24 protein-coding genes are annotated in these 23,479 nt (G+C 60.9%); 8 read left to right on the top strand and 16 right to left on the bottom strand.

Going from position 1 to position 23,479, the window contains the following annotated elements:
* Positions 1 to 6 precede the first annotated feature (6 nt).
* From E4P01_RS04105 to E4P01_RS04085, 5 genes are all read left to right on the top strand, one after another.
* Positions 7 to 687 (top strand): response regulator, encoded by a 681-nt coding sequence (locus E4P01_RS04105; RefSeq protein WP_005789979.1) that lies wholly within the window; start codon positions 7 to 9, stop codon positions 685 to 687.
* Positions 687 to 2,006, top strand: a complete 1,320-nt coding sequence (locus E4P01_RS04100; RefSeq protein WP_078821947.1) for an ATP-binding protein — start codon at positions 687 to 689, stop codon at positions 2,004 to 2,006. The genes E4P01_RS04105 and E4P01_RS04100 overlap by 1 nt, the downstream gene beginning before the upstream one ends.
* Before the next feature lie 123 nt (positions 2,007 to 2,129).
* Entirely contained in the window at positions 2,130 to 2,897 is a 768-nt protein-coding gene (locus E4P01_RS04095) for an N-acetylmuramoyl-L-alanine amidase (RefSeq protein ID WP_216091894.1), read from the top strand.
* A gap of 248 nt (positions 2,898 to 3,145) precedes the next feature.
* The gene (locus tag E4P01_RS04090) at positions 3,146 to 4,543 is read left to right on the top strand and encodes an aspartate aminotransferase family protein (protein WP_078821945.1); all 1,398 of its coding nucleotides are present in this window, start codon (positions 3,146 to 3,148) and stop codon (positions 4,541 to 4,543) included.
* An 82-nt stretch (positions 4,544 to 4,625) separates the two neighbouring features.
* A complete protein-coding gene (locus tag E4P01_RS04085) occupies positions 4,626 to 4,850 on the top strand; it encodes an MbtH family protein (protein WP_003192847.1) in 225 nt (74 codons plus the stop codon).
* A 112-nt stretch (positions 4,851 to 4,962) separates the two neighbouring features.
* Here the strand turns inward: E4P01_RS04085 and E4P01_RS04080 are convergent, their stop codons facing one another.
* The 8 genes from E4P01_RS04080 to minC all read right to left on the bottom strand — a co-directional run bounded on the left by E4P01_RS04080 (position 4,963) and on the right by minC (position 13,091).
* Positions 4,963 to 6,309, bottom strand: a complete 1,347-nt coding sequence (locus tag E4P01_RS04080; RefSeq protein ID WP_216091893.1) for an amidohydrolase — start codon at positions 6,307 to 6,309, stop codon at positions 4,963 to 4,965.
* A 16-nt stretch (positions 6,310 to 6,325) separates the two neighbouring features.
* A complete protein-coding gene (locus E4P01_RS04075) occupies positions 6,326 to 8,491 on the bottom strand; it encodes a mechanosensitive ion channel domain-containing protein (RefSeq protein ID WP_078821944.1) in 2,166 nt (721 codons plus the stop codon).
* Between the two features lie 72 nt (positions 8,492 to 8,563).
* Positions 8,564 to 8,740, bottom strand: coding sequence for a hypothetical protein (locus tag E4P01_RS04070; protein ID WP_164699536.1), 177 nt, complete (start codon positions 8,738 to 8,740; stop codon positions 8,564 to 8,566).
* 153 nt (positions 8,741 to 8,893) lie between these two features.
* Positions 8,894 to 10,183 carry a M18 family aminopeptidase gene (locus tag E4P01_RS04065; RefSeq protein WP_005789967.1) on the bottom strand — a complete coding sequence of 430 codons (1,290 nt, stop codon included), beginning with the start codon at positions 10,181 to 10,183 and terminating at the stop codon, positions 8,894 to 8,896.
* 171 nt (positions 10,184 to 10,354) lie between these two features.
* Positions 10,355 to 10,990, bottom strand: coding sequence for an RluA family pseudouridine synthase (locus E4P01_RS04060; protein WP_005789965.1), 636 nt, complete (start codon positions 10,988 to 10,990; stop codon positions 10,355 to 10,357).
* A 93-nt stretch (positions 10,991 to 11,083) separates the two neighbouring features.
* Complete coding sequence (gene minE, locus E4P01_RS04055; RefSeq protein ID WP_003175252.1) at positions 11,084 to 11,338, bottom strand: cell division topological specificity factor MinE; 255 nt, start codon at positions 11,336 to 11,338, stop codon at positions 11,084 to 11,086.
* Positions 11,339 to 11,341: 3 nt separating this feature from the next.
* Positions 11,342 to 12,154, bottom strand: coding sequence for a septum site-determining protein MinD (gene minD / locus E4P01_RS04050; protein WP_003192835.1), 813 nt, complete (start codon positions 12,152 to 12,154; stop codon positions 11,342 to 11,344).
* 199 nt (positions 12,155 to 12,353) lie between these two features.
* The gene (gene minC, locus E4P01_RS04045) at positions 12,354 to 13,091 is read right to left on the bottom strand and encodes a septum site-determining protein MinC (RefSeq protein ID WP_005789962.1); all 738 of its coding nucleotides are present in this window, start codon (positions 13,089 to 13,091) and stop codon (positions 12,354 to 12,356) included.
* 119 nt (positions 13,092 to 13,210) lie between these two features.
* Here minC and E4P01_RS04040 point away from each other — a divergent pair, with 119 nt between their 5' ends.
* Together E4P01_RS04040 and E4P01_RS04035 are read left to right on the top strand one after the other, a co-directional pair.
* Positions 13,211 to 14,146 carry a lipid A biosynthesis lauroyl acyltransferase gene (locus tag E4P01_RS04040; protein WP_005789961.1) on the top strand — a complete coding sequence of 312 codons (936 nt, stop codon included), beginning with the start codon at positions 13,211 to 13,213 and terminating at the stop codon, positions 14,144 to 14,146.
* A gap of 29 nt (positions 14,147 to 14,175) precedes the next feature.
* Positions 14,176 to 15,324: a patatin-like phospholipase family protein gene (locus tag E4P01_RS04035; RefSeq protein ID WP_216091892.1), complete on the top strand. Its 1,149-nt coding sequence runs from the start codon at positions 14,176 to 14,178 to the stop codon at positions 15,322 to 15,324.
* A 108-nt stretch (positions 15,325 to 15,432) separates the two neighbouring features.
* Here E4P01_RS04035 and E4P01_RS04030 read toward each other — a convergent pair whose 3' ends face one another.
* The 8 genes from E4P01_RS04030 to puuE all read right to left on the bottom strand — a co-directional run bounded on the left by E4P01_RS04030 (position 15,433) and on the right by puuE (position 22,611).
* Positions 15,433 to 16,218, bottom strand: a complete 786-nt coding sequence (locus E4P01_RS04030) for an outer membrane protein OmpK (RefSeq protein ID WP_005789957.1) — start codon at positions 16,216 to 16,218, stop codon at positions 15,433 to 15,435.
* 23 nt (positions 16,219 to 16,241) lie between these two features.
* Positions 16,242 to 16,613 (bottom strand): hypothetical protein, encoded by a 372-nt coding sequence (locus E4P01_RS04025; RefSeq protein ID WP_143508472.1) that lies wholly within the window; start codon positions 16,611 to 16,613, stop codon positions 16,242 to 16,244.
* 44 nt (positions 16,614 to 16,657) lie between these two features.
* On the bottom strand, positions 16,658 to 18,001 hold the full coding sequence (locus tag E4P01_RS04020) for a nucleobase:cation symporter-2 family protein (protein WP_103733708.1): 1,344 nt from the start codon (positions 17,999 to 18,001) through the stop codon (positions 16,658 to 16,660).
* A gap of 177 nt (positions 18,002 to 18,178) precedes the next feature.
* Positions 18,179 to 19,462, bottom strand: a complete 1,284-nt coding sequence (locus E4P01_RS04015) for a urate hydroxylase PuuD (protein ID WP_032880113.1) — start codon at positions 19,460 to 19,462, stop codon at positions 18,179 to 18,181.
* 51 nt (positions 19,463 to 19,513) lie between these two features.
* The gene (locus tag E4P01_RS04010) at positions 19,514 to 20,017 is read right to left on the bottom strand and encodes an ureidoglycolate lyase (RefSeq protein WP_005789953.1); all 504 of its coding nucleotides are present in this window, start codon (positions 20,015 to 20,017) and stop codon (positions 19,514 to 19,516) included.
* Positions 20,018 to 20,135: 118 nt separating this feature from the next.
* The gene (gene alc / locus E4P01_RS04005; RefSeq protein WP_005789952.1) at positions 20,136 to 21,131 is read right to left on the bottom strand and encodes an allantoicase; all 996 of its coding nucleotides are present in this window, start codon (positions 21,129 to 21,131) and stop codon (positions 20,136 to 20,138) included.
* A gap of 41 nt (positions 21,132 to 21,172) precedes the next feature.
* A complete protein-coding gene (gene uraD / locus E4P01_RS04000) occupies positions 21,173 to 21,688 on the bottom strand; it encodes a 2-oxo-4-hydroxy-4-carboxy-5-ureidoimidazoline decarboxylase (RefSeq protein ID WP_032880116.1) in 516 nt (171 codons plus the stop codon).
* Entirely contained in the window at positions 21,685 to 22,611 is a 927-nt protein-coding gene (gene puuE, locus E4P01_RS03995; protein ID WP_216091891.1) for an allantoinase PuuE, read from the bottom strand. Before puuE ends, uraD begins: the two co-directional genes overlap by 4 nt.
* A gap of 401 nt (positions 22,612 to 23,012) precedes the next feature.
* Between puuE and uraH the strand changes: the two genes are divergently transcribed.
* Complete coding sequence (gene uraH, locus E4P01_RS03990; RefSeq protein WP_179119841.1) at positions 23,013 to 23,396, top strand: hydroxyisourate hydrolase; 384 nt, start codon at positions 23,013 to 23,015, stop codon at positions 23,394 to 23,396.
* Positions 23,397 to 23,479: the final 83 nt, after the last annotated feature.

The raw sequence follows: 23,479 nt of genomic DNA, 5'->3' as shown, positions 1-23,479 counted from the left end.
TTCAGCATGCACGTACTGGTCTGTGAAGACGACGAACTGATCGCCAGCGGTATCGTGGCCGGCCTCGGTGCCCAGGGCTTTACGGTCGAGCGCGTGGCCACGGCCGCAGCCGCCAGGGCGATGCTCAAGGCTGCAGCGTTCGACATCATGGTGCTCGACCTCGGCCTGCCTGACGAAGATGGCCTCAAGCTGCTGCAACAACAGCGCAGCCAGGGCCTGGAAATTCCCGTGCTGATCCTCACCGCGCGGGACTCGGTGACCAACCGCGTCGACGGCCTGCAAGCTGGCGCCGATGACTACCTGCTCAAGCCCTTCGACCTGCGCGAACTCGCCGCCCGCCTGCAAACCCTGTTGCGCCGGGTGGCGGGGCGCAGTGTCAACCTGATCGAGCACGGCCGCCTGGCCTACGACCCCAGCAGCCGCGAGACCTTCCTGGATGGCCAGCCGGTGGACCTGTCCCGTCGCGAACAGGCGCTGTTGCAGGCGCTGCTGCACAACAAGGGCCGTGTGTTGTCCAGCGAGCAGCTCAAGGACAGCATCTACGGGTTCAGTGATGAGCTGGAAAGCAACGCGCTCAACGTGCATATCCATCACCTGCGGCGCAAGTTGGGCAATGGCATCGTCGAGACCGTCAGGGGCTTGGGCTATCGCCTGGGGCCGGCTGATGCAGGAGAGAACACTCAGTGATGAGCTTGCGCCTGCGCCTGACGTTCAAGCTGGGCGCCGCTTTTGTGCTGATCTGGGTGCTGGCGGCCGCCTGGATGCTCAACGATTTGCGCAACCAGATGATGTTCTCCCTCGACCAGCGCCTGGTGGCCTCGGCGCGCATGGTAGCCGGGCTCACCGAACAGATGCCGGGTTTGGCCAGCGTCAGCGGTGGTGCACATTTGCGCACCGAACAATTGAACGTGCCGGGGGGCATGGCCTGTCAGGTCAGCTCTTTGCGCGGCGAGATCCTGGCACGCAGCCACACGACCCCGGATGAAGGTCTGGAGTCGCGCAGGAGTGGTTTTCGTGACCAGATGATCGATGGCGTGGGTTGGCGCAGTTTCACCCTGTCCCGGGGCGACCTGCTGATCACCACCGCAGACCGCCAGGTGGAGCGTGAGGCACTCAACCTGTCGATCCTGCTGGCGGCATCGGTACCGGTCGGCGTGGCATTGCTCGGTTGCCTGTGCCTGTTGTGGCTGGGCATCGGCCAGAGCCTGGTGCCGCTCAATCGTATGCGCGACGCCTTGATGCGCCGCAGCGCCGACTCTCTCGAACCCTTGCAGATTCACCCGTTGCCCAGCGAGCTCAAGCCGTTGCTCGACACCCAGAACCAACTGTTGCAGCGCATCGCCAAGACCATCGAGCGCGAGCGCCGCCTGACCGGTGACGCGGCCCATGAACTGCGCAGCCCGTTGACGGCAATCAAGACCCACCTGCAAGTGGCGCGCATGACCGAAGGTGCGGCGCGCGACCAGTCGCTGGCGCACGCCGAGGAGGGCGCCGACCGCTTGCATCGCACGCTGGAGCAATTGTTGCTGTTGGCGCGGGTGGAGGGCAGCTTGTCGTTTGACGATGGCTTGCAGTCCAGTGCCGAAGAAGTCGCCAGGTTGGCGATTCAGGACGCCAATGCCGGTGACAATTCCCGTATCGATCTTATTCTTGCGCCGGACCTCTCCCACGTTCCGGTAGAAATGCCCGTAGGCCTCGCCGTCGCGGCCTTGCGTAACCTGCTGGACAACGCCTTGCGCCATACCCCCGCCGATACCCGCGTGGAACTGCACGTGTTTTCTACCCCGGATAACGTGGTGTTTCGCGTGCGTGACCATGGCAAGCAGATCTCCAGCGAAGACCTGCAATACCTTACCCAGCGCTTCTGGCGTAATGGCAACAGCGAAGGCTGCGGCCTGGGCCTGGCGATCGTGCAGGCGATTGTGCAGCGCTGCGCCTGCTCGCTTGAGTTCGACAGCCAGCCGGACGGCTTGCGGGTTGAGCTGGGTATGCCGCTGCGCCGCTGAACCTTGCTTTTCATGTGCCAAGTAATTACCGCCCGCCTGACATTCAACCCTTCAGGATGGCGGTAATTTTTTTGCGCTTGAACGGGCCGAATGATTCGGCCTGAAATGAAAAGGACGGTTCTTATGTTGGTTATCGACACCAGTTTCCCAGCCAGGGATTTCAACGACCGCCAAGGTGAATCCGTGCAGCAGGTTATTCTGCACTACACCGCGGCGCCTTTTGCTTCGTCCCTGCGTACCCTTACGCAACACGGCGTCAGCGCCCACTATCTGCTGCCCGACCCCGATGAATCCAGCTACCGCGCCGCGGGTTATGAAGAGTTGCGCGTGTTTCGCCTGGTGGAGGAGGACAAACGCGCCTGGCACGCGGGAGTGAGCCATTGGGCGGGGAGGGACGACCTCAACAGCCGCTCGATTGGCGTTGAAATCGTCAACCTGGCGCGGGATGACGCGGGGGTATTTACCTTTCCCGAATACTCCCCGGCACAGATCGATGCGTTGATTGCAATAGTCCGCGACGTGCTTGCACGTTATCCGCAGGTCGGCCCGACTGACCTGATCGGGCATTCGGATGTGGCCTATTGGCGCAAGAGTGATCCGGGGCCGCGGCTGCCCTGGCGTGTTCTGCATGAGGCCGGTATTGGGGCCTGGTTTGATGAGCCAACACGGGCGATGTACCAGCGCCGCTTTTGTGTCGGCTTGCCACCAGAGGTTGAGGTAGAGCGGGCGTTTCAGCGTTTTGGCTACAAGCCCGCGCAGAATCGCCGAGCCTTTGAACAGCGCACCCGGGCGTTCCAGATGCATTTTCGGGCCAGGGATTATTGCGGGTTCCTGGATGCAGAGACTTGCGCGATCTTGTATGCACTGAACGACAAATACCGCGGGCTATGAAGTGTGGGGAGGGGGCTTGCTCCCGATTGCGGTGTGTCAGTCATCCTATCTGTCGCTGACCCACTGCTATCGGGAGCAAGCCCCCTCCCACATTTTAATCTCCACACAACCGGCAAATATCCGACCTACCTCCTAAATCCCCGTGCACCTGATGCGTTTCCAGAACAGGAAATCCGTGCGCATGCCCTTGGGCCAGCCGCCAACGGATCGGCAGTTTGGTCATCATCAGCGTATTGAGGGATCGAGAGATGTCAGTCGCTACCAGCCGTATCGAAGACGCCCTGGCGCCTGCGGAAACGCTCTACCAGTTTGACGAAACCCCGCTGCTGGCCCGCCAGCGCCAGCAGGAGTCCAACGCCCGCAGCTACCCGCGGCGTATCCCCCTGGCGCTCAAACGCGCCAAGGGCCTGTATGTGGAAGACGTCGAGGGGCGGCGTTTCATCGACTGCCTGGCCGGCGCCGGCACCCTGGCGCTGGGGCATAACCATCCGGTGGTGATCCAGGCGATCCAGCAAGTCTTGAGCGACGAGTTGCCGCTGCACACTCTGGACCTGACCACACCGGTCAAGGATCAGTTCGTGCAGGACCTGTTCGGCTTGCTGCCATCGGAACTGGCGCGGGAAGCGAAAATCCAGTTCTGCGGCCCCACTGGCACCGATGCGGTGGAAGCCGCGTTGAAGCTGGTGCGCACCGCCACCGGGCGCAGCACTGTGCTGTCGTTCCAGGGCGCTTATCACGGCATGAGCCAGGGGGCGTTGAGTTTGATGGGCAGCCTGGGGCCGAAGAAGCCGCTGGGGGCGTTGTTGGGCAATGGCGTGCAGTTCCTGCCATTTCCGTATGACTACCGCTGCCCGTTCGGGCTGGGCGGCGCCCAGGGTGTGCGGGCCAACCTGCACTACCTGGAAAACCTGCTCAACGATCCCGAAGCCGGGGTGGTGCTGCCGGCGGCGGTGATTGTCGAAGTGATTCAGGGTGAAGGCGGCGTGATCCCTGCCGACCTCGATTGGTTGCGTGGCTTAAGGCGTATCACCGCGCAAGCGGGGGTGGCGCTGATCGTCGATGAAATCCAGAGCGGCTTTGGGCGTACCGGCAAGATGTTTGCCTTCGAACACGCCGGCATCATTCCGGATGTGGTGGTGATGTCCAAGGCCATTGGCGGCAGCCTGCCGCTGGCGGTGGTGGTGTATCGCGACTGGCTCGACACCTGGCTGCCGGGTGCCCATGCCGGGACGTTCCGCGGCAACCAGATGGCGATGGCGGCGGGCTCGGCGGTGATGCGCTACCTCAAGGATCACGACTTGGCCAGTCATGCGGCGGCCATGGGCGAGCGTCTGTGCGAGCACCTGCGCATCCTGCAGCGCGACTTCCCGCAGTTGGGGGATATCCGTGGTCGTGGGCTGATGCTGGGGGTGGAGCTGGTGGATCCGACGGGCCCGCTTGATAGCCTGGGGCACCCGCCGGTGCATCGCCTGTTGGCACCGCTGGTGCAGCGTGAGTGCCTCAAGCGCGGGCTGATCCTGGAGATGGGCGGGCGCCATGGCGGCGTGGTGCGCTTTCTGCCACCGCTGGTGATCACCGCGGCCGAAGTCGACCAGGTGGCCGAGATCTTCGGGCGCGCCTTGGCGGCGGCGGTTGCCGGCGTTTAATTTTTGCGGTGCCTGGTACGTTTCTACAGATATCAGCGCTGCGCGTGGTGCGCAGCCAGCCTTTGAGCGATGGAGAACAGCAATGACCTCAGTATTTGACCGCGACGACATCCTGTTTCAGGTAGTGGTCAACCACGAAGAGCAGTATTCGATCTGGCCTGACTACAAGGCTGTGCCTGAAGGCTGGCGAACCGTGGGCAAGAGTGGCATGAAGAAGGAGTGCCTGGCGTATATCGAGGAAGTGTGGACGGATATGCGTCCGTTGAGCTTGCGCCAGAAGATGGACGGCGCCGCCCTCGCCAACTGATTCACTTGGGCCCGACTGTGGGAGGGGGCTTGCTCCCGATAGCGGTGTATCAGTCAGCCAATGTTCAACTGAAACACTGCTATCGGGAGCAAGCCCCCTCCCACATCAAGCATTAGTGCGGGGTGTGGGTGTAGAGGTAATCCGTCGCCAACGACGCCAGCGTCCTCACGCCCACCACCAACGCCGACTCATCCACAAAGAACCCAGGGTTGTGATTCGGCGCCGCCTTGCTCATGTCCTGGTCCCTCGGTGTCACCCCCAGGAAGACAAACAGCCCCGGTGCCTCTTTGGCATAGAACGAGAAGTCTTCGGCGCCACCCACCAACGGGCCTTGCACCACATCACCCTGAGCCGCCCAGCGCAGGCTCGGCAGCATTTTCTCGGTCAGCGCCGGGTTGTTGATGGTGGGGTCGTACTTCTCGATGATCGTCACTTCGGCCTTGGCGCCACCGCTTTCGGCGATTTTCTCTACGGTTTGACGCACGTCTGCATGCAGCTTCTGGCGAATGCCGTAGTCGTAGGAGCGAATGGTGCCGCTCATGTCTACCGACTCGGGGATGATGTTGTAGCGGGTACCACCGTTGATGGTGCCGATGCTCACGACAGAGGGGAATGACGAAATATCGGTACGGCGGCTGACCACGGTCTGCAGGCCGACAATGGTTTGCGCGCCAACGGTGATCGGGTCGATACCGTCCCAGGGGCGGCCGGCGTGGGTCTGTTTGCCGAGGATCTTGATGCGCAGGTCGTCGGAGCTGGCCAGGGTCGGGCCTGGGCGGTAGGCGATCTGCCCGGCCGGTATGCCGGCCCACACATGCAGGCCGAACACCGCGTCAGGCTTGGGCGCTTTCATCACGCCTTCCTGCACCATCATCTTCGCGCCCCAGGTGTTCTTGCCGTCGGGGATAAAATCGCTGGGGCCTTCTTCGGCCGGTTGGAAATAAAACACCACGGTGCCGGGCAGGCGGTCGCGCATCCCGGTAAGAATCTTCGCAGTGCTCAGCAGGATGGCGGTATGGGCGTCGTGACCGCAGGCGTGCATCACATCGACTTCCTTGCCCAGGTAGGTGCCCTTGGCTTTGGAGGCGAAGGGCAGGTCGGCGACTTCCTTGACCGGCAGCGCATCCATGTCGGCGCGCAGGGCCACGGTCGGGCCGGGCAGCGCGCCTTTCAATATGGCAACGACGCCGGTGCGAGCCACCCCGGTCTTCACCTCAAGGCCGAGTTCGCGCAATTGTTTGGCGACCAACTCGGCGGTGCGGGTTTCGGTATTGCCCAGTTCCGGATGGGCGTGGATGTCGCGGCGGGTTTCCAACAGGCTGGGTTCGAGTATTTTTGCCTGGGAGGCAATGGTTTCCCTGGCACCGTCCTGGCCGCTGCTGGCGGCAATCACTGCACTGCTCGTGACCGCGCAGAGCAAACCCAAAACCCATTGGTGTGTCAGACCGTTCATTCGCATACCAACCTCTGCTTGCTTATTGTTGTGGATCTTTCTCCTGCACGCTGCCGGCGGTCAGCACCTGCACGCTCAAGCGCGGCGTTGCCAGGTCGAGCCCTGCTTCATCCAGGTGCCGCTTGAGCGAGAGGTTGAACGCTCGCGAGACTTCCCACTGCTTGATCGGCGCGGTCTTGAAGCGTGCGCGCAGGATCGCGCTGCCGGATTCGAAACTCTCCACGCCCTGGATTTCCAGCGGCGACCAGATATTGCGGCGTTGCAGCGGGTCATTGCGCATGGCGTGGCCGACATCGCGCATCAGCTTGATTGCGTCGTCAATTTCCATGTTGTAGGGGATTGCCACCCGGAAGATCGCGTAGCCGAACTCTCGGGAGTAGTTCTTGATGCTCTTGATCTCGCTGAACGGGATGGTGTGCACGATGCCGTCGATATCGCGCAGGCGCACGGTGCGGATGGTCAGGCCCTCCACCGTACCCAGGTGGCCGCCGACGTCTACGTAGTCGTCGATGGCCAGGGAGTCTTCGATGATGATGAACAAGCCGGTGATCAAGTCCGCTACCAGCGACTGCGCACCAAAGCCGATAGCGATACCGATTACACCCGCACCGGCCAGCAATGGGGTGACATTCATGCCCATGTTCGCCAGCGCCACAATGGCGGCGATGATGAAGATGGTCACGAACAGCACGTTGCGGATCAGCGGCATCATGGTTTGCGCACGCGCGTTGGCCAGGCCTTTGCGTGAGCGGGTCAGGGCGTGGTGGATGGCGGTGTCGCTGAGGATCCAGATCAGCCAGGCAAACAGCAAGGTCCCACCGAGGCCAAACAGCTTCACGGCTATTTCATGGCCGTCACCTTCGGTAAAGCGAATCATCGACAGGCCCCACACCCGCAGCCCCAACTCGATAAACGCCAGCCACACCACCAGGTGCACCAGGGTGTAGACAAACCCTTTGAGGCGTTCGGAGTACAGCGCATGGCGTTTGTGCCCGCGCTGTGGCTTGAGGGCGTGGCGGCGCACCAGGCCGTTGATCACCATGCACAACACCAGCAGCACCGTGCACAGCAGCGACTGGCGCAGGGCGGTGCTGGTATCGCCGGCCGACAGGAAGGTCGCGAACAGTGAGATACCTACCAGCAGCAAGGCCGGGATGTACCAGAAGGTACCGATGATCGACAGGGTGTCGGTGAGGGCGCGGCGGGTCAGGCGGCGCGACAGCGGCTGGTTGCGGATCAGGTGTGCAATCGGTCGGCGGAAACGCAGGATAAACACGCCGGTGGACAGCGCCGCCATTACATTGGCTACGGTTGCGGCGGTGTGTGCCAGGTGCTGGCCGAGCGCCTCGACCAGGCGCGGATCGCTCAAGGCTTCACCGAAGGCCGCAAAGCTGCCGATCCACCACAGCGGGCGGAACGCCTGATGGCGCAGGATATACAGGGCGCGGTGGCGGTGCGGGCCGTCAAGTACGGAGAAGGCAATTACGCAGATTGCCGAAAAACAGGTGCCGACCACCAAGGCATAGGCCAGCACCATCGCCAGGGATTTGCCCAGGGAGGAAGGCAGGGCGTAGCTCAGGTAAACCGTGATCACCAGGGCGATCAACCAGGGACCCAGCTTGCGCAGGGCAAAGCGCAGCATGTCCCAGGTGCGCGGGTGTTGCGGCAACTCTTCGGGCAGGCCGAAACGCTCGCGTACCCGGTGGCTGAGCCAGATCAGCGCGGCGGCCAGCAGGCTCCACACTGCCAGGATCACGGCAAAACCAAAGATGATCGGCAGCCATTCGTTGGCCGGCAGCATCAGCGCGCCCAGTTCATCCTTGGCCAGGTCGACTTCATTGGACCAGCGCCCCAATGGGCTGTCGGCGCCGGAAAACTGCTGTTCAAAGCCCGACAGCGTGCTGCCGATCAACCCGAGCACACCTTGCTCTGTCGCGGGTTGGGCCTTTTGCGTGGCGGCGCGCAGCTTTTTCAGGTCGCTCAGCAACTGGGTGCGCTGTTGGTCGTTTTCGAGAGTCTTGATCACCTCGTCCAGCGACTGCCCCAGGGGCACTTCAGCCTGGGGTTGGGTCTTGCTGGAACCACCCAGCATTCCGGGCAAGCCTACGGCTTGGGCGGATGACAGCGGCAGCAGCGTGAGCAGGGCGATCAGCAGGTAGCAGGGCAGGGCAAACAGACGGGAAAGCACGAGGCGGTCAACCTTCAAAGCGACGAATTGACCGAGTGTACGAGGCCGCTATGCCCAATGCGAGCGCATTTGTCATTGCGCCAGTTTGGCGAGGATCTTGTAGACCACGGTGCCCAGGATCAGCAGCATACCAACCCACATGCCGAACACGCCGAGGGGCTTGTCGCGAAAGTTGAAGCCGACCGCGAGCATGATCATGCCGATCACGATGGGGATGAGCATGGCGTGGAATGAGGACATTGAAATCATGGGAGCAATAGCCTTGTCGCAGTGGAAGTTTTGACAAGTCTAGGCGCGATTGCAGGAAGTGCAGGTGATACAAGTCAGTTTGGCAGTACATCGAACCAAATGTGGGAGGGAGCAAGCCCCCTCCCACATTTCGATCACATTTTGCCCGTCAAATCAGGGCAGGTCGCGGCTCGCGTAAAACGCCCCCAGCACCTTCACCAGATGCGCCAGGTCATGGCTGCCGCACAGCTCTCGAATGGAGTGCATGGCAAACGTCGGCAAGCCGATATCCACGGTGCGTACACCCAGGTGGCTGGCGGTGATCGGGCCGATGGTCGAGCCGCAGCCCATGTCACTGCGCACCACAAAGCTTTGTACCGGCACTTCCTCGGCCATGCACAGGTGACGGAAGAACCCGGCAGTTTCGCTGTTGGTGGCGTAGCGCTGGTTGCTGTTGACCTTGATCACCGGCCCGGCATTGAGTTTCGGACCGTGGTTGGCGTCGTGCTTCTCGGCGTAGTTGGGGTGCACGCCGTGGGCGTTGTCCGCCGATACCAGCAGTGATTTCTGAATGGTGCGTACGAACTCATCACCTTCAGGCAACAGGCGGCGCAGGGTCTGCTCCAGCATCGGGCCATCGGCGCCGCAGGCCGAGCAGGAGCCGACTTCTTCGTGGTCGTTGCACACCAGCACGCAGGTTTCGTCGGTCTCGCTGGTCAGCAAGGCTTGCAGGCCGGCGTAGCACGACAGCAGATTGTCCAGGCGCGCACCGGCGATGAAATCGCCATTGAGGCCGATGACCGCCGCGCTTTGGGTGTCGTAGAAGCTCAGCTCGTAGTCGAGCACCACATCAGCGTTCAACCCATGCTCGCGGGCCAACTGTTCGGTGAGCACGGCGCGAAAGTCCACGCGTTCGTCACCGGCAAATTGCGCAAGGATCGGCGGCAGCTCGGTCTGGGCATTGATCGCCCAACCCTGGTTGGCCTCACGGTTCAGGTGAATGGCCAGGTTGGGAATGATGGCGATCGGCAGCTTGAAGTCGATCAATTGGCTTTCGACCTTACCGTCGCGGCGGAAGGTGACGCGGCCAGCCAGGGACAGGTCGCGGTCGAACCACGGCGCGAGCAGCGCACCGCCGTAGACTTCCACGCCCAACTGCCAGAAGCCCTGGCGTTGCAGCTCAGGCTGGGGTTTGACCCGCAGGCACGGGCTGTCGGTGTGGGCGCCGACCAGGCGGATGCCGCCCTGCAACGGCGAGTGGCGGCCGAGCTTGAAGGCGATAATCGAGGAGTCGTTGCGGGTCACGTAGTAGCGACCGTTGGCCTCGGTGGCCCAGGTGTCGCGCTCGTCGAGACGCTGGTAACCAGCCGCTTCCAGGCGCTGGGCGAGGGCCGCAGTGGCATGAAAAGGAGTAGGGGAGGCCTTGAGGAAGTCGATCAGGCCTTGATTCAACGCTTCGCGCATAAATAGCTCCAGACAGCAATGCGCGGAGTTTACCGTTCGATGGCCAGAAGTGCACAGAACAAATGCGGGAGGGGGCTTGCTCCCGATTGCGGTGTGTCAGTGAGCAAATACAGTGACTGACACTCCGCCATCGGGGGCAAGCCTCCTCCCACATTTACCTGTGTTCGCAGCTTAAAAGGGGGCAGGGCACTCGAAGCGCAAGCGCTCGCCGCTTTGTGGATGGGTGAAACTGAGCATGCTTGCATGCAGGCACAGCCGCGGCCAGGCAGCCAAGGCTTGTTCATGAGCATACAAACCATCACCCAGCAACGGATGCCCGATGGACAGCATATGCACACGCAACTGGTGCGAACGCCCGGTGATCGGCGTCAGCTCCACGCGGCACCAGTCGCCGCAACGCTCCAACACCTTCCAGAAGGTCAGGGCGTGCTTGCCGAACTCGTGGTCCACCACATGCCGTGGCTTGGTCGGCGGGTCGTAGCGCAGGGGCAGGTCGATGCTGCCGCTGTCCAGTTCCGGCTGGCCCCAGGCCAGGGCGGTGTAGGCTTTTTCTGTTTCGCGGTCGTGAAACTGGCGGGACAGTTCGCGATGGGTGTCGGCATCCCGGGCCAGCAGGATGATCCCCGAGGTTTCCCAGTCAAGCCGATGGACGATACGGGCTTCGGGGTAGCCGTTTTCCTGCAGGCGCGTGATCAGGCAGTCCTTGTTGTCGTCGGCGCGACCCGGCACCGAGAGCAGCAGGGTCGGCTTGTTCACCACCAGGACAGCGTCGTCCTGATGCAGGATATGTATATTGGACAGCGGCATTAAACAGCCTCGTAACAAACGCCAACGGCGGCTCGCCCACCTGGTTCCCGAAGGATCAAGGTGATCGAGCCGCCGTGGCGACCGCCCTTTCGATCAACGATCGGGCAGGGTGATATTGAGTTCCAGAATCGAGCAGCTGCCGTCATTTTCCAGAGCGACATGCACGTCATCGTTGCCGATATTGACGTACTTGCGGATCACCTCGACCAGTTCCTTCTGCAAGGCTGGCAGGTAATCCGGCGTGCTGCGTTGGCCGCGTTCGTGCGCCACGATGATCTGTAGACGCTCTTTCGCTACCGACGCGGTACTTGGCTTTTTGTTGGCGCGAAAGAAGTCGAGAAATTTCATTGTTTAGTTGCCTCCAAAGATACGCTCGAAGAATCCCTTCTTCTTAACATCGAGGAAGCGGTGTTCCACGGTCTTGCCCAGCAAGCGATCGACTGCATCGCTGTACGCCTGGCCGGCGTCGCTCTGGTCGTCAAGAATCACCGGCACGCCCTGGTTGGATGCCTTCAGCACGGCCTGGGACTCCGGAATCACGCCCAGCAGGGTCACTGCGAGGATTTCCTTCACGTCTTCAACGCCGAGCATCTCGCCATTGTTGACACGCTCCGGGTTGTAGCGGGTGAGTAACAGGTGCTCCTTGATCGGGTCCTGGCCTTCTTCAGCGCGCTTGGACTTGCTGGCCAAGAGGCCCAGCATACGGTCCGAGTCACGTACCGAGGAAACTTCCGGGTTGGTCACCACGATGGCTTCATCGGCGAAGTACATCGCCAGGTGAGCACCGGTTTCAATACCGGCCGGAGAATCGCACACCACGTATTCGAAGGTTTCCTTGAGCTCGGCGAGAACCTTGCCCACGCCTTCCTTGGTCAGCGCGTCTTTGTCGCGGGTCTGGCTGGCGGCCAGTACATACAGGTTCTCAAGGCGCTTGTCCTTGATCAGGGCCTGTTGCAGGTTGGCTTCGCCGTTCACCACGTTGACGAAGTCGTACACCACGCGGCGTTCGCAGCCCATGATCAGGTCGAGGTTACGCAAACCGACGTCGAAGTCGACGATGACTGTCTTGTGGCCGCGCAGTGCGAGGCCGGTACCGATAGCGGCGCTGGTGGTGGTCTTACCCACACCACCCTTGCCGGATGTAACCACGAGAATCTTGGCCAAGGTGTTTCACCCCTAAGGAAAAAGGACTTTCGGTCCCTGAAAAACATCTCTTGAAACTCGCTGCAGGCGGACAGCCTTTGCAGGAAAAAGAAGGAGTTTCCATGGAGAAACACCAACTTCCAAATATTCCTACACAAGTCTTGCCGGTTTCGCTTTGCTATCAGAGTCTAGAGATGCTTGGAAAATGCGGCAGTATCCGTTAAAGCCGGATGATGTTCAACACATCGCCCGACAGGTTGACCTGTACCGAAGCCCCCCACAGCGGATCACGGCGCAAATCTTCGGAAACCTTGTACTGACCCGCGATGGAAACCAGCTCAGCGGTCAACTGCTGGCAGAAAATCCGCGCTCTGGTATCACCCTTGATGCCGGCGAGGGCACGCCCGCGCATCGGGCCGTATACATGGATGTTGCCATCGGCGAGAAGTTCCGCCCCCGGGCTGACCGAGGAGATCACCACCAAGTCGCCGCCCTGGGCGTAAATCTGCTGCCCGCCGCGTACCGGCGAGGTGATGATCTTTGTCGGCTTGATCGCAGGCTCGGGTGGTTTTTCCGGTTTTTTCTTCTCTTCACCGACCAGCGGTTCCAAGGGACGCTCGCGGGCACCGGATGGAGGCAGTACTGGCAGTTCAATGGCGATGGCGGCGGCAATGTCTTCGATGCGGCTGGCACGAATCGCCAGGGTGCGCAGGCCATGGGAGCGGCACACGCGCATCAGCCCGGGCAAATCAATCACGCCCTGGCCGGCCGGCAGCTTGTCCAGCGCCAGCACCAGCGGGGCGTTGTTGAAAAAGTTTGGCGCCAGGGCAACCTTGGCGGCCAGTTGGCGGTCCAGGGCATCAAGGTCATTGCGCGCCAGTTCCAGCACGGTAATGGCGAGCATGCTGCCTTTTAGCTGGAACACGGGATCTTGGTCTAGCGGTTCGGTTTGGCTCATGGTCGGCGAAAGCGGCTTGTCACGAAAAGTGTCGAGACTTATAACGAGAACACTCACCCGCCGCAAGCCGAGTCGAACCGTTGTAGAATGCGCGGCCCTTGTCTTTACCGGAATCTGTAATGGATCGCCCGCGTTTTCGAGCTGTATTTCTTCACCCGCGTTTTTGGCTGCTATGGCTGGGGCTCGGCCTGCTGTGGCTGGTCACCCAGTTGCCGTACCGGGCGTTGTTGACCATTGGTCGCCTGCTGGGTGCGGGGATGTACCGCGTGGCTGGCGATCGCCGCCGTATCGCGGCGCGTAACCTTGAGCTGTGCTTCCCGGAAAAATCCGTGCAGGAGCGCAAACGCCTGCTCAAGGAAAACTTTGCCTCCACCGGTATCGCCTTTTTTGAAATGGCCATGAGCTGGTGGTGGCCCAAGCCGCGCCTGGCGCGACTGGCCCATGTCGAAGGGCTGGAACACCTCAAGCAGGCACACTTGGAAGGCAAGGGCGTGATCCTGATGGCCCTGCACTTCACCACCCTGGAAATCGGCGCGGCGCTGCTGGGGCAGAAACACACCATCGATGGCATGTACCGCGAGCATGGCAACCCGCTGTTCGATTTTATCCAGCGCCGTGGTCGTGAGCGCCATAACCTCGATTCCCTGGCCGTGGAGCGCGACGACGTGCGCGGTATGCTCAAGCTGCTGCGTGCCGGCCGGGCCATCTGGTACGCACCGGACCAGGATTACGGCGCCAAGCAAAGCATCTTCGTGCCGCTGTTCGGTATCCAGGCAGCTACCGTCACCGCTACCAGCAAGTTCGCACGCCTGGGCAAGGCGTTGGTGGTGCCGTTCACCCAGGAGCGCCTGGCCGATGGCAGCGGTTACCGATTGGTGATCCATCCACCGTTGACCGATTTTCCGGGTGAAACCGACGAAATCGACTGCCTGCGCATCAACCAATGGGTCGAAGCCTCGGTACGCGATTGCCCCGAGCAATACCTGTGGACCCATCGCCGCTTCAAGAGCCGGCCGCCGGGTGAGCCCAAACTGTATGAAAAGCGCCGTCGATAACGCTGATTTTTACCACACGGAGTGACGCAATGCGCTCAGTTGAACCGGTCACAGGCTTGATTCTTTCCGGCGGCGGGGCGCGAGCGGCGTATCAGGTGGGGGTGTTGGCGGCGATTGCCGAGTTGCTGCCACCGGGGGCGCCGAATCCATTTCCGGTGATTGTCGGCACCTCCGCCGGCGCGATCAATGCAGTGAGCCTGGCCAGTGGCGCTACCGATTTCTCGGCAGCGATCCAACGGCTGACGGCATTCTGGCAGGGCTTTCGCAGCCACCAGGTGCTGCGCAGCGACTGGCCTGGGGTAATACGCCAGGCCAGCCGTTTCCTCATCCACAGCTTATTGGGCCTGGGCGCCCAGGTGCCCGTGGCGCTGCTCAACAGCTCGCCACTGCGCGACTTGCTGCAAGAACGCTTGAACCTGGACGGCATCGACGAGGCTATTCGCCGCAAGCACTTGCAGGCAGTGGCGGTGACGGCGTTTGGCTATGAGTCCGGGCAAGCGGTGACTTTCTACCAGGGCGGCGGCACCATCGATGCATGGCTGCGCCATCGGCGTATCGGCGTGCCGACCCAACTGACGGTGGAGCACTTGCTGGCGAGTTCGGCGATTCCGCTGTTGTTTGCTCCGGTCAAACTCGACGAAGAGTACTTTGGCGATGGCGCGGTGCGGCAGTCAGCGCCCATCAGCCCGGCTTTGCACCTGGGCGCCAGCCGCGTGTTGGTGGTCGGCGTGAGCGGCAATCCCAGGGGCAATGAAGCGTCGACGCAACGTACCTACACCGGCCAGCAACCGACCCTGGCGCAAATCGGTGGGCATATGCTCAACAGCACCTTCATTGACAGCCTGGAAAGCGATATCGAACTGCTGGAGCGCTTGAACCAGTTTAGTCGGGTTGTCCCTGTCGACGCCGCGGTGCAGGGCCTGGCGCCGGTGGACGTGCTGGTGATTGCGCCCAGCCAGCCTATCGATGAAATCGCGGCGCGACATCGCCAGGAATTACCGGCGGCGTTGCGCTTGTTCTTGCGCGGGCCGGGGGCGACCAAGACCAGTGGGGCGGGGGTGTTGAGTTATTTGCTGTTCGAGGCGGGGTATTGCAGCGAGTTGATCGAGTTGGGGCGCAAGGATGCCTTGGCCAAGCGCGAAGAAATCACCCGATTCCTCGGCCTGACGCCGAACTGAATGTGGGAGCTGGCTTGCCTGCGATAGCGGTATGCCAGCCAACACTGCTGGCACAGACACACCGCGATCGCAGGCAAGCCAGCTCCCACAGGGAACCGCGATCAACCTTTAGAAGTGGTACTTGACCAGGAAGCTTGCCGTGTCCTGAGTCGTCTTGAACGCGCCGCTGTCTTCAATCCCGTACTTGTTCTTCCAGTAGTCGTATTCAAAACCTACATACAACTGCTTGTCGCCCCAGTGCAGCGCCTTGCCCAAGTCGTATTTGACCTGCGGGTTGAAGTGCAGGTTGGCGTGATAAGTGCCACGGGCGTTTTTGTCGTTATCCACCACCCAGTCCATGAAACCGTCGATCAGCACGTCGGAGTTGCCCACGGGGATGGTGTACGACCACACCGGAGTGATCTGCCACACACCGTCACCCGGGCGATTGCCCTCGGTCTGGCGCTGGTAGAAATTCAACTGGAAGTAGTCAAAACCGGGGATGTTCAAGTCGAATGCCGGGCCCAGCAGGTAGGACTCGTTATCGCCCTCGCCGAACTCGTAGGTGAAGGCCAGCAGCACGTCCTTGATCGGGCCGAACGACAGGTCCTTGTCGAAAATCTTGCCGAACGACAAACGCGGGCTGAACTCGCCGTAGTAAGTGTTCGGGCCGACATTGCCGTCTTCCTTGCCGTTGTAAAAGATACGGTCGAGGAAGAAGAAGTTGTCGCCGTACTTCCATGCGTCGGCATGTTCGAAGGTGACGGTTTGCTGGATCTGCGGGTTGACGGTAAAGCTCTTGCCCCACAGGTAAGTCAGGCTGTTGTTCTGCCACTGCAACAAGTCACCGGCGACGGCCTGGCCACCAGCCAGCAGGGATCCCGCCAGCATCAGGCCTTTGAACATGGGTTTCATTCGGTTGCTCCCGAGTTAAAGTTTTATGGTTTTTTTTCTTCTACGCAGGCGCTCTGGTATGGCGCCTTTTGGTTCGCTGCAAAAATCGTCTGTTCGGTCAGCTTTAATGCTGTTAGCAAGAGCTGCGCCAAGGTGTTTGAAAAGCCAAAAAATCCCCGTCGGCTGCAGCGGATGCAGTCGAATTCAGAGGACTTTTGCGCACTTTGGCAGCCAACATCAGGCCGGGATAAGTTGGCCTTGAAGTCAGCTTTTACATTCGCTGTTTTTTTTTGAGTCGATTCGAGCGGGCGCGGAGAATACTGGCTCCCAGGCCTGGGCTCAAGTGCGCTGTAACAGAGCGCGAGGGGCGAGAATGGGGCGCGGCGTGTGGCCGGCCCCGGTTGAAGGCTGTGCATGTGGCTGTTCCCTGTTTGTTGTTATTTTTGTACTAACAAAGGAATCAATGCGTATGGGCGACTTCGGGGCGTTCAGCGCCGCCGAGGATGTTGAACAGGATGTTCAGCGACAACGCGCTGAGTGTGGCCATAGCGATCCCGCTGTGGGTAATCGGGCTCATCCACAGTGGCAGTTGCGCGAAGAACTCCGGCCGTACCACGGGGATCAGGCCCATGCCGATGCTCACGGCTACCAATAGCTGGTTGCGACGGTCGGCGATGTCGGCTTCCTGCAGGATCTTGATCCCGGTCGCCGCCACCATGCCGAACATGGCTATCGCCGCGCCACCGAGTACTGCCGGCGGAATCGACGCGACCAGATAGGCGGCCTTGGGCAACAGGCTCAGCACAATCAGAAAGGCCCCCGCCATGATCGTGACCGAGCGGCAGCGCACGCCGGTCATTTGTACCAGGCCGATATTCTGCGCGAAGGAGGAGTGGGTAAAGGTGTTGAAGAAACCGGCAAAGAACGACGCGCCGGCGTCACACAACAGGCCACGGCGCAGCATCTTCGGGGTGACCTCCTGGCCGGTGATCTTGCCCAGGGCGAGGAACATGCCGGTGGACTCGACAAAGATAATCACCACCACCAGGCACATCGACAGGATCGGCGCCAACTCGAACTTGGGCATACCGAAGTGCAACGGCGTGACCACCTGCACCCAGGGCGCCTGGGCCAGGCCACTGAGGTCGACCATGCCGATAACGCCGCACAACCCGTAACCCAGGCCCATGCCGATCAGCACCGAGATATTCACCCAGAAGCCGCGCATGAAGCGGTTGATCAGCAGGATGGTCGCCAGCACCAGCGCGGCAATCGCCAGATACACCGGCGAGCCGAACGTGGCGGCAGCGCTGCCGCCACCGGCCCAGTTCACGGCCACGGGAAACAGCGAGAGGCCGATGGCGGTAATGACGGTACCGGTCACCAGCGGCGGGAAAAAGCGCACGACCTTGGACATGAATGGCGCGATCAGCATGCCGAAGAACCCGGCGGCGATAGTCGCGCCGAAGATGCCTTGCAAACCGATACCGGGCATACCGGCCATGGCGACCATGCTGCCGACGGCGGCGAAGCTGGCACCCATCATCACCGGCATACGGATACCTACCGGGCCGATGCCGAACGACTGCACCATGGTGGCGATACCGGCCACCAGCAGGTCGGCGTTGATCAGGAAGGCGATTTCTTCACGGCTCAAGCCTGCGGCCTGGCCAATGATCAGGGGGACGGCGACGGCGCCGCCGTACATCAGCAAGACGTGTTGCAAGCCAACCAGAATCAGTTGCAAGAGGGGCAGCCGCACCATGGCGGGCGCGGCAGGAGTCTGCGTTTCTAACTGGGACATGCAACACCTCGAATCTTTTTATTTTTGTGTTGTTTGCAAAGCAATTTTCAAAACACGGCAGATCTCAATTGTGGGAGCTGGCTTGCCCGCGATAGCGCAGGGTCGGCAACTCATCCGGTGACTGACACACTGCTATCGCAGGCAAGCCAGCTCCCACATTGGTCCCGTGTGAAACAGTCAGTTGGTGCGGGCCCCCTGATTGATCCAGGTGCCGATCAGGTCTCTTTCCTGCTGGGTCATCTGGGTAATATTGCCCAACGGCATGATCTGGCTGGCCACGGCCTGCGCTTGAATACGCGCGGCCTGCTGCTGGATCTGTGTCGGTGTGTCGAACATCACCCCAGCCGGAGCGGTGCTGAACAACGGGCTGGTGGGCTTGGCCGAATGGCACACGGTGCAGCGTTGCTCGATCACATGGTGCACCTGGCCGAAGTCGGTCGTGGCCTGGGCCGGTGCCGGTTCAGCGGCGGGGGCGGCAGGCGCTGCGGGTTTCAAGCCACCGCCCAGGGCGGTTTCCGGCAGCGGCTGGTACTCGATCGCAGCAGGTGCCTTGGCAATCGGTTCTGCAGGTTTGGGCCCGGTTACATACGCCAGGCTGATCATCGCCAACGCGCCCACCGGCAAGGTCCACGCATACTTCTGGCTGTCATGCCGGGTGTTGAAGTAGTGCCTTACCAGCACCGCCGCCACTGCGATCCCGGCCAGGATCAGCCAGTTGTATTGGCTGCCGTAGGTACTCGGGAAGTGGTTGCTGATCATGATGAACAGCACCGGCAAGGTGAAGTAGTTGTTGTGGCGTGAACGCAGCAAGCCCTTGGCCGGCAGCGCCGGATCCGGTGTGCGGTTCTCGGCGATGGCTGCCACCAGTGCACGCTGGGCGGGCATGATGATGCGGAACACGTTACCGACCATGATCGTACCGATCACCGCACCCACGTGCAGGTAGGCGCCACGGCCGCTGAACACCTTGCTGAAGCCATACGCCGCCGCAATCAGCAGCACGAACAGGATCAAGCCGAGCAGGGCAGGGCGCTTGCCCAGGGCCGAGTCGCAGAGGAAGGAGTAGATGAACCAGCCGGCGAACAGTGAGCCGATGCCCAGCAATACGCCTTCGGTGCCGCTGAGGCTGCTGCCGGGGGCGAGCAGGTACAGCGTGGGGTTGAGGTAGAACACCACGCAGAGCAGCGCGACGCCCGACATCCAGGTGAAGTAGGCTTCCCATTTGAACCAGTGCAGGTTGTCCGGCATGGTCGGCGGAGCCAGTTTGTATTTTTCCAGGTGGTAGATACCGCCACCGTGGATCGCCCACAAGTCACCGGCCAGGCCGTTCTTGGGGTTGACGCGATTGAGGTTGTTTTCCAGCCAGACAAAGTAGAACGAAGCGCCGATCCAGGCGACGCCAGTGATCATGTGAACCCAGCGCACGCTCAGGTTCAGCCATTCCAACAGATGTGCTTCCACAGTCTTTACCTCTCGCCTGTCACCCTTGTTGTCGGGTGATCCGGCCTTCTCTTATTGGTGGGGGGCGAGGATCAACCGCTCATCCTCTTTGAAAAAATGCTCATCGCAGTTATTGCCTGTGCCACTGCGATCAACCACCAGGAAGTCATCCCGCTTTTCGATCGTCAGCACCGGGTGGTGCCAGACGCCGCGATGGTAATTGATGCCCTGCCTGCCGTTGGTAACGAAGGCGCGGACCAAGCCTGATACAGGTGCATCGCCAAGTGGCGCGACCACGATCAGAAAGGGGTTGCCGAGCAGCGGTATGAACGCCTGGCTGCCCAGCGGGTGTCTCTCCAGCATGCACACGGTCAACGGCATGTCCTGCGCGTCGGCGCGGAAGATGCTGATGATGGCGTGGTCTTCAGGCTGTGCTGTTTCGACCGTTGCCAGTTTGTGAAAGCGCATGGTCGACCCGTTGTTGATCATGAAGTGATCGCTGCCATCGGTTTCGATAACGTCTCCGAAAGGGGCGAAGGCTTCTTTGGTCAGGGGTTCGATCATCAGTGTGCGCATGGCTGTCTCTTATCCGAATACTGTGTTGTTTGGTCTATTGCTATCGCGGGCAAGCCCGCTCCCACATTTGGAATGCATTCCCCTGTGGGAACTGGCTTGCCTGCGATGGCATCACCGCTTATTTCGACACTTTGCCCAGGACGCGCAGGCGACTCACACCGCCATCCGGGAACACATTCAGGCGGATATGGGTAATCGGCCCCAGCGCCTTGATCTGCTCGGCGAAGGTGTGTTCGGCGTGCATTTCCAGTTTCTGCGCCGGCAACAGTTCACGCCAGAACAGCGATTGGGTTTCGATCTGGCTGTCGGTGCCGCCTTTGACGAAGGCGCCCTGGATCGAGCAGGTGTCCGGGTAGTTGCCCTTGAAGTGCAGGGTGTCGACGATGATCTTTTCGATCTCGCCCGGGTGGCCCAACGCGACGATCACCCAGTCATTGCCCGGTGTACGACGACGCGCGGTTTCCCAGCCATCACCCATGTTGATGCCACGGCCTGGGTTGAGGATGTTGCTCATGCGGCCGAAGTGTTCATCGGAGCAGGCCAGGGCACGCCCGCCATTGAGCGCGGCAGCCAGGTCGACCTGTTCGTTGTCGCCCACCGAAGACCAATCGCGGAACGGCACGCCATACACACGCAGACGGGCGACGCCGCCATCCGGGTAGATGTTGAAGCGCAGGTGGCTGAACGCCTGGTCGTTGTTGATCTCGTGGTAGTGGTGACTGTTGCCTTGCAGCTCTACCGCCGACAGCACTTCAACCCATTGGGTATTGGCGTCCGGCTCGCCCGAGGCCAGGAAGCAGGCTTCCAGTGAGGCCGACGGCGGGAAGTTGCCGGTGAAGAATGAAGTGTCGATGTCCACGCCTTTGATCGAACCCGGCACGCCCAGGCGGATCACCGCGCTGTCGTAGCCTTCGAAGCGCTTGCGGCGTGACTCCCAGCCGTCCATCCACTTGCCGTTGTCATCGAAAACGCCCTCCTTCCACACTGCCGGGGTCGGCTGGAACAGGCGGTTGGCGTCGGCGAACCAGTCATCGGTCACCGAGATGATCTTGGTGCCCAGGCGGGCGTCGGCCAGGTTGACGAACTTTTCGAAAGGTACGGCGTAAGCTTTCATTCTTCTTGTCTGCCTTGGATAGAGTGGCTGGGGATGGTCGTTTAGAGGGTCAATAAACGGAACAACGCGATCTTGTTGATCTCGTCCAGCGCGCACTTGAACTCGGTGTCTGTCGAGTTATGGATGCGCGTTTCGAACGCGGCGAGAATCTGGTGCCGGTTGCTGCCTTTTACCGCCATGATGAAGGGAAACTTGAACTTGGCCTTGTAGGCGTCATTCAGCTCGGTGAAGCGAGAAAACTCTTCGGCCGTGCATTGGTGGATACCGGCGCCAGCCTGTTCATTGGTGCTGGCTTCGGTCAGTTGGCCCTGGACGGCCGCGCGGCCTGCCAGGTCCGGGTGAGCATTGATCAGGGCCAACTGGCTTTGATGATCAGCGCTCAACAGGATATCGCTCATGCGCTGGTGCAGGGTTTCGATCTGGTCGATCGACCTATCCTGGCCCAGCTCGAAGGCCTTTTCGGCCACCCATGGCGAGTGTTCGTAAATATCGGCAAAGGCTGCGACGAAGGCGTCGCGGCTCAGGGTCGACGGTTGCAAGGTCTGGAACGCAGTCATTTCGCCGCTCCCGTGCAGGGGTGGGTTTGGTGCCAGTGACGGGCGATGTCCACGCGGCGGGTGAACCACACCCGATCATGGCCTTTGACGTATTCAATGAAGCGCTTGAGCGAGGCCAGGCGTGCCGGGCGGCCGATCAGGCGGCAATGCAGGCCGATCGAAAGCATCTTCGGCGCTTCGGCGCCTTCGGCATACAGCACGTCGAAGGCATCCTTGAGGTATTCGAAAAAGTCGTCACCCTTGTTGAAACCCTGCACCTGGGTGAAGCGCATGTCGTTGGTGTCCAGGGTGTAGGGGATCACCAGGTGCGGCTTGCCGTTAGGGGTATTGGGTTCCCAGTAGGGCAGGTCGTCGTCATAGGTGTCGCAGTCATACAGGAAACCGCCTTCCTCCATCACCAGGCGGCGGGTGTTGGGGCCGGTACGACCGGTGTACCAACCCAGCGGGCGTTCGCCGGTCAGCTCGGTGAGGATGCGGATGGCTTCGAGCATGTGCTCGCGCTCCTGGGCCTCGTCCATGTACTGGTAGTCGATCCAGCGGTAGCCGTGGCTGCAAATCTCGTGGCCGGCGGCGACCATGGCGCGGATCACATCCGGATGACGCTGGGCGGCCATGGCCACGGCGAAGATAGTCAGCGGTATGTCGAATTCTTTGAACAATTTGAGGATGCGCCACACCCCGGCACGGCTGCCGTATTCGTACAGCGACTCCATGCTCATGTTGCGCTCGCCTTGCAGCGGCTGGGCCGAGACCATTTCCGAAAGGAAGGCTTCGGACTCTTTGTCGCCATGCAGGATATTGCGCTCGCCGCCCTCTTCGTAGTTGAGTACGAACGACAGCGCAATGCGTGCGTTGCCCGGCCAGTGGGGGTGAGGAGGGTTACTGCCGTAACCGATCAGGTCGCGTGGGTAGTCAGCGCTCACTGCAGTCTTCCTTCTTGTTCGTGGTAGCTAGGTGTGTGGCGGCCGGGCAGTGGAAAGACTGGGTGGCGTCACAGCGATGAGTGATTGTATACAACTTATCGCAAACTTTGTAAGCCTGCATTTCTGCATTTTTTCTGAACGGTCTGTCTGCAAGAAACTTGCCTAAGTGGTCAGGTTAAAATGAAAAAGCCCACTGCAGGAGCGAGCTTGCTCGCGAAAACCCTGAGGGCGCCACTTTTCATTCTGAGAGCCCGCGTCATCGTTGGCGTTTTTCGCGAGCAAGCTCGCTCCTACAGGAGGGTGGAAGCGCTGTGAAATTTATTGTGTACAATTTTTTGTAAAAGTGTCTTAATCGGCCATCGCCGGCTTTTTCACTGCCCTGAAAGAGTGCGGGTTTCTCTATGACTGACTTCGGGAGGCGCATAAAAGCCATGGGACGTTTGACCACACACGTTTTGGACGCCGCACACGGCTGCCCCGGCAGCGCGATCAAGGTCGAGTTGTATCGCGTCGAAGGCGCGCAGCTTGAACTGGTGGGTAGCGCCGTGACTAATAGCGACGGCCGTTGCGACGCGCCGCTGCTGCAAGGCGATGACTACCGCAGCGGTGTCTACCAATTGCAATTCAGCGCTGGCGACTACTACCGCGCCCGCGGTGTGCAGCTGCCGGAGCAGGCTTTTCTCGACGTGGTGGTATTGCGTTTCGGCATCAGCGCCGAACAAGACCATTACCATGTGCCACTGCTGATTTCGCCTTACAGCTACTCCACCTATCGCGGTAGCTGAGTCGTCACCTCGCTTCACACCCCCCCAAAAAAATGCTCTTCGTTGGTTTCGCCCGCGCACACTGCGGGCTTTTTTTGCGCGTG

The sequence above is a fragment of the Pseudomonas sp. NCIMB 10586 genome (genome assembly GCF_023127895.1).
Lineage (GTDB): Bacteria > Pseudomonadota > Gammaproteobacteria > Pseudomonadales > Pseudomonadaceae > Aquipseudomonas > Aquipseudomonas synxantha_A.
Note: the sequence above shows the minus strand (reverse complement) of the source record. Positions and strands in the feature narration are given on the sequence as shown.

What these genes read in the sequence shown, in the direction of transcription:
- E4P01_RS04040 (WP_005789961.1), top strand. Translation starts at nt 13,211, where the DNA reads ATGGATCGCCCGCGTTTTCGAGCTGTATTTCTTCACCCGCGTTTTTGG.
- E4P01_RS04080 (WP_216091893.1), bottom strand. Translation starts at nt 6,309, where the DNA reads ATGCGAATGAACGGTCTGACACACCAATGGGTTTTGGGTTTGCTCTGC.
- E4P01_RS04085 (WP_003192847.1), top strand. Translation starts at nt 4,626, where the DNA reads ATGACCTCAGTATTTGACCGCGACGACATCCTGTTTCAGGTAGTGGTC.
- E4P01_RS04025 (WP_143508472.1), bottom strand. Translation starts at nt 16,613, where the DNA reads ATGCACAGCCTTCAACCGGGGCCGGCCACACGCCGCGCCCCATTCTCG.
- E4P01_RS04065 (WP_005789967.1), bottom strand. Translation starts at nt 10,183, where the DNA reads ATGCGCGAAGCGTTGAATCAAGGCCTGATCGACTTCCTCAAGGCCTCC.
- alc (WP_005789952.1), bottom strand. Translation starts at nt 21,131, where the DNA reads ATGAAAGCTTACGCCGTACCTTTCGAAAAGTTCGTCAACCTGGCCGAC.
- E4P01_RS04090 (WP_078821945.1), top strand. Translation starts at nt 3,146, where the DNA reads ATGTCAGTCGCTACCAGCCGTATCGAAGACGCCCTGGCGCCTGCGGAA.
- uraD (WP_032880116.1), bottom strand. Translation starts at nt 21,688, where the DNA reads ATGACTGCGTTCCAGACCTTGCAACCGTCGACCCTGAGCCGCGACGCC.
- E4P01_RS04030 (WP_005789957.1), bottom strand. Translation starts at nt 16,218, where the DNA reads ATGAAACCCATGTTCAAAGGCCTGATGCTGGCGGGATCCCTGCTGGCT.
- minE (WP_003175252.1), bottom strand. Translation starts at nt 11,338, where the DNA reads ATGAAATTTCTCGACTTCTTTCGCGCCAACAAAAAGCCAAGTACCGCG.
- E4P01_RS04010 (WP_005789953.1), bottom strand. Translation starts at nt 20,017, where the DNA reads ATGCGCACACTGATGATCGAACCCCTGACCAAAGAAGCCTTCGCCCCT.
- E4P01_RS04020 (WP_103733708.1), bottom strand. Translation starts at nt 18,001, where the DNA reads ATGTCCCAGTTAGAAACGCAGACTCCTGCCGCGCCCGCCATGGTGCGG.
- E4P01_RS04100 (WP_078821947.1), top strand. Translation starts at nt 687, where the DNA reads ATGAGCTTGCGCCTGCGCCTGACGTTCAAGCTGGGCGCCGCTTTTGTG.
- E4P01_RS04060 (WP_005789965.1), bottom strand. Translation starts at nt 10,990, where the DNA reads ATGCCGCTGTCCAATATACATATCCTGCATCAGGACGACGCTGTCCTG.
- E4P01_RS04105 (WP_005789979.1), top strand. Translation starts at nt 7, where the DNA reads ATGCACGTACTGGTCTGTGAAGACGACGAACTGATCGCCAGCGGTATC.
- uraH (WP_179119841.1), top strand. Translation starts at nt 23,013, where the DNA reads ATGACTGACTTCGGGAGGCGCATAAAAGCCATGGGACGTTTGACCACA.
- E4P01_RS04095 (WP_216091894.1), top strand. Translation starts at nt 2,130, where the DNA reads ATGTTGGTTATCGACACCAGTTTCCCAGCCAGGGATTTCAACGACCGC.
- E4P01_RS04070 (WP_164699536.1), bottom strand. Translation starts at nt 8,740, where the DNA reads ATGATTTCAATGTCCTCATTCCACGCCATGCTCATCCCCATCGTGATC.
- minC (WP_005789962.1), bottom strand. Translation starts at nt 13,091, where the DNA reads ATGAGCCAAACCGAACCGCTAGACCAAGATCCCGTGTTCCAGCTAAAA.
- E4P01_RS04035 (WP_216091892.1), top strand. Translation starts at nt 14,176, where the DNA reads ATGCGCTCAGTTGAACCGGTCACAGGCTTGATTCTTTCCGGCGGCGGG.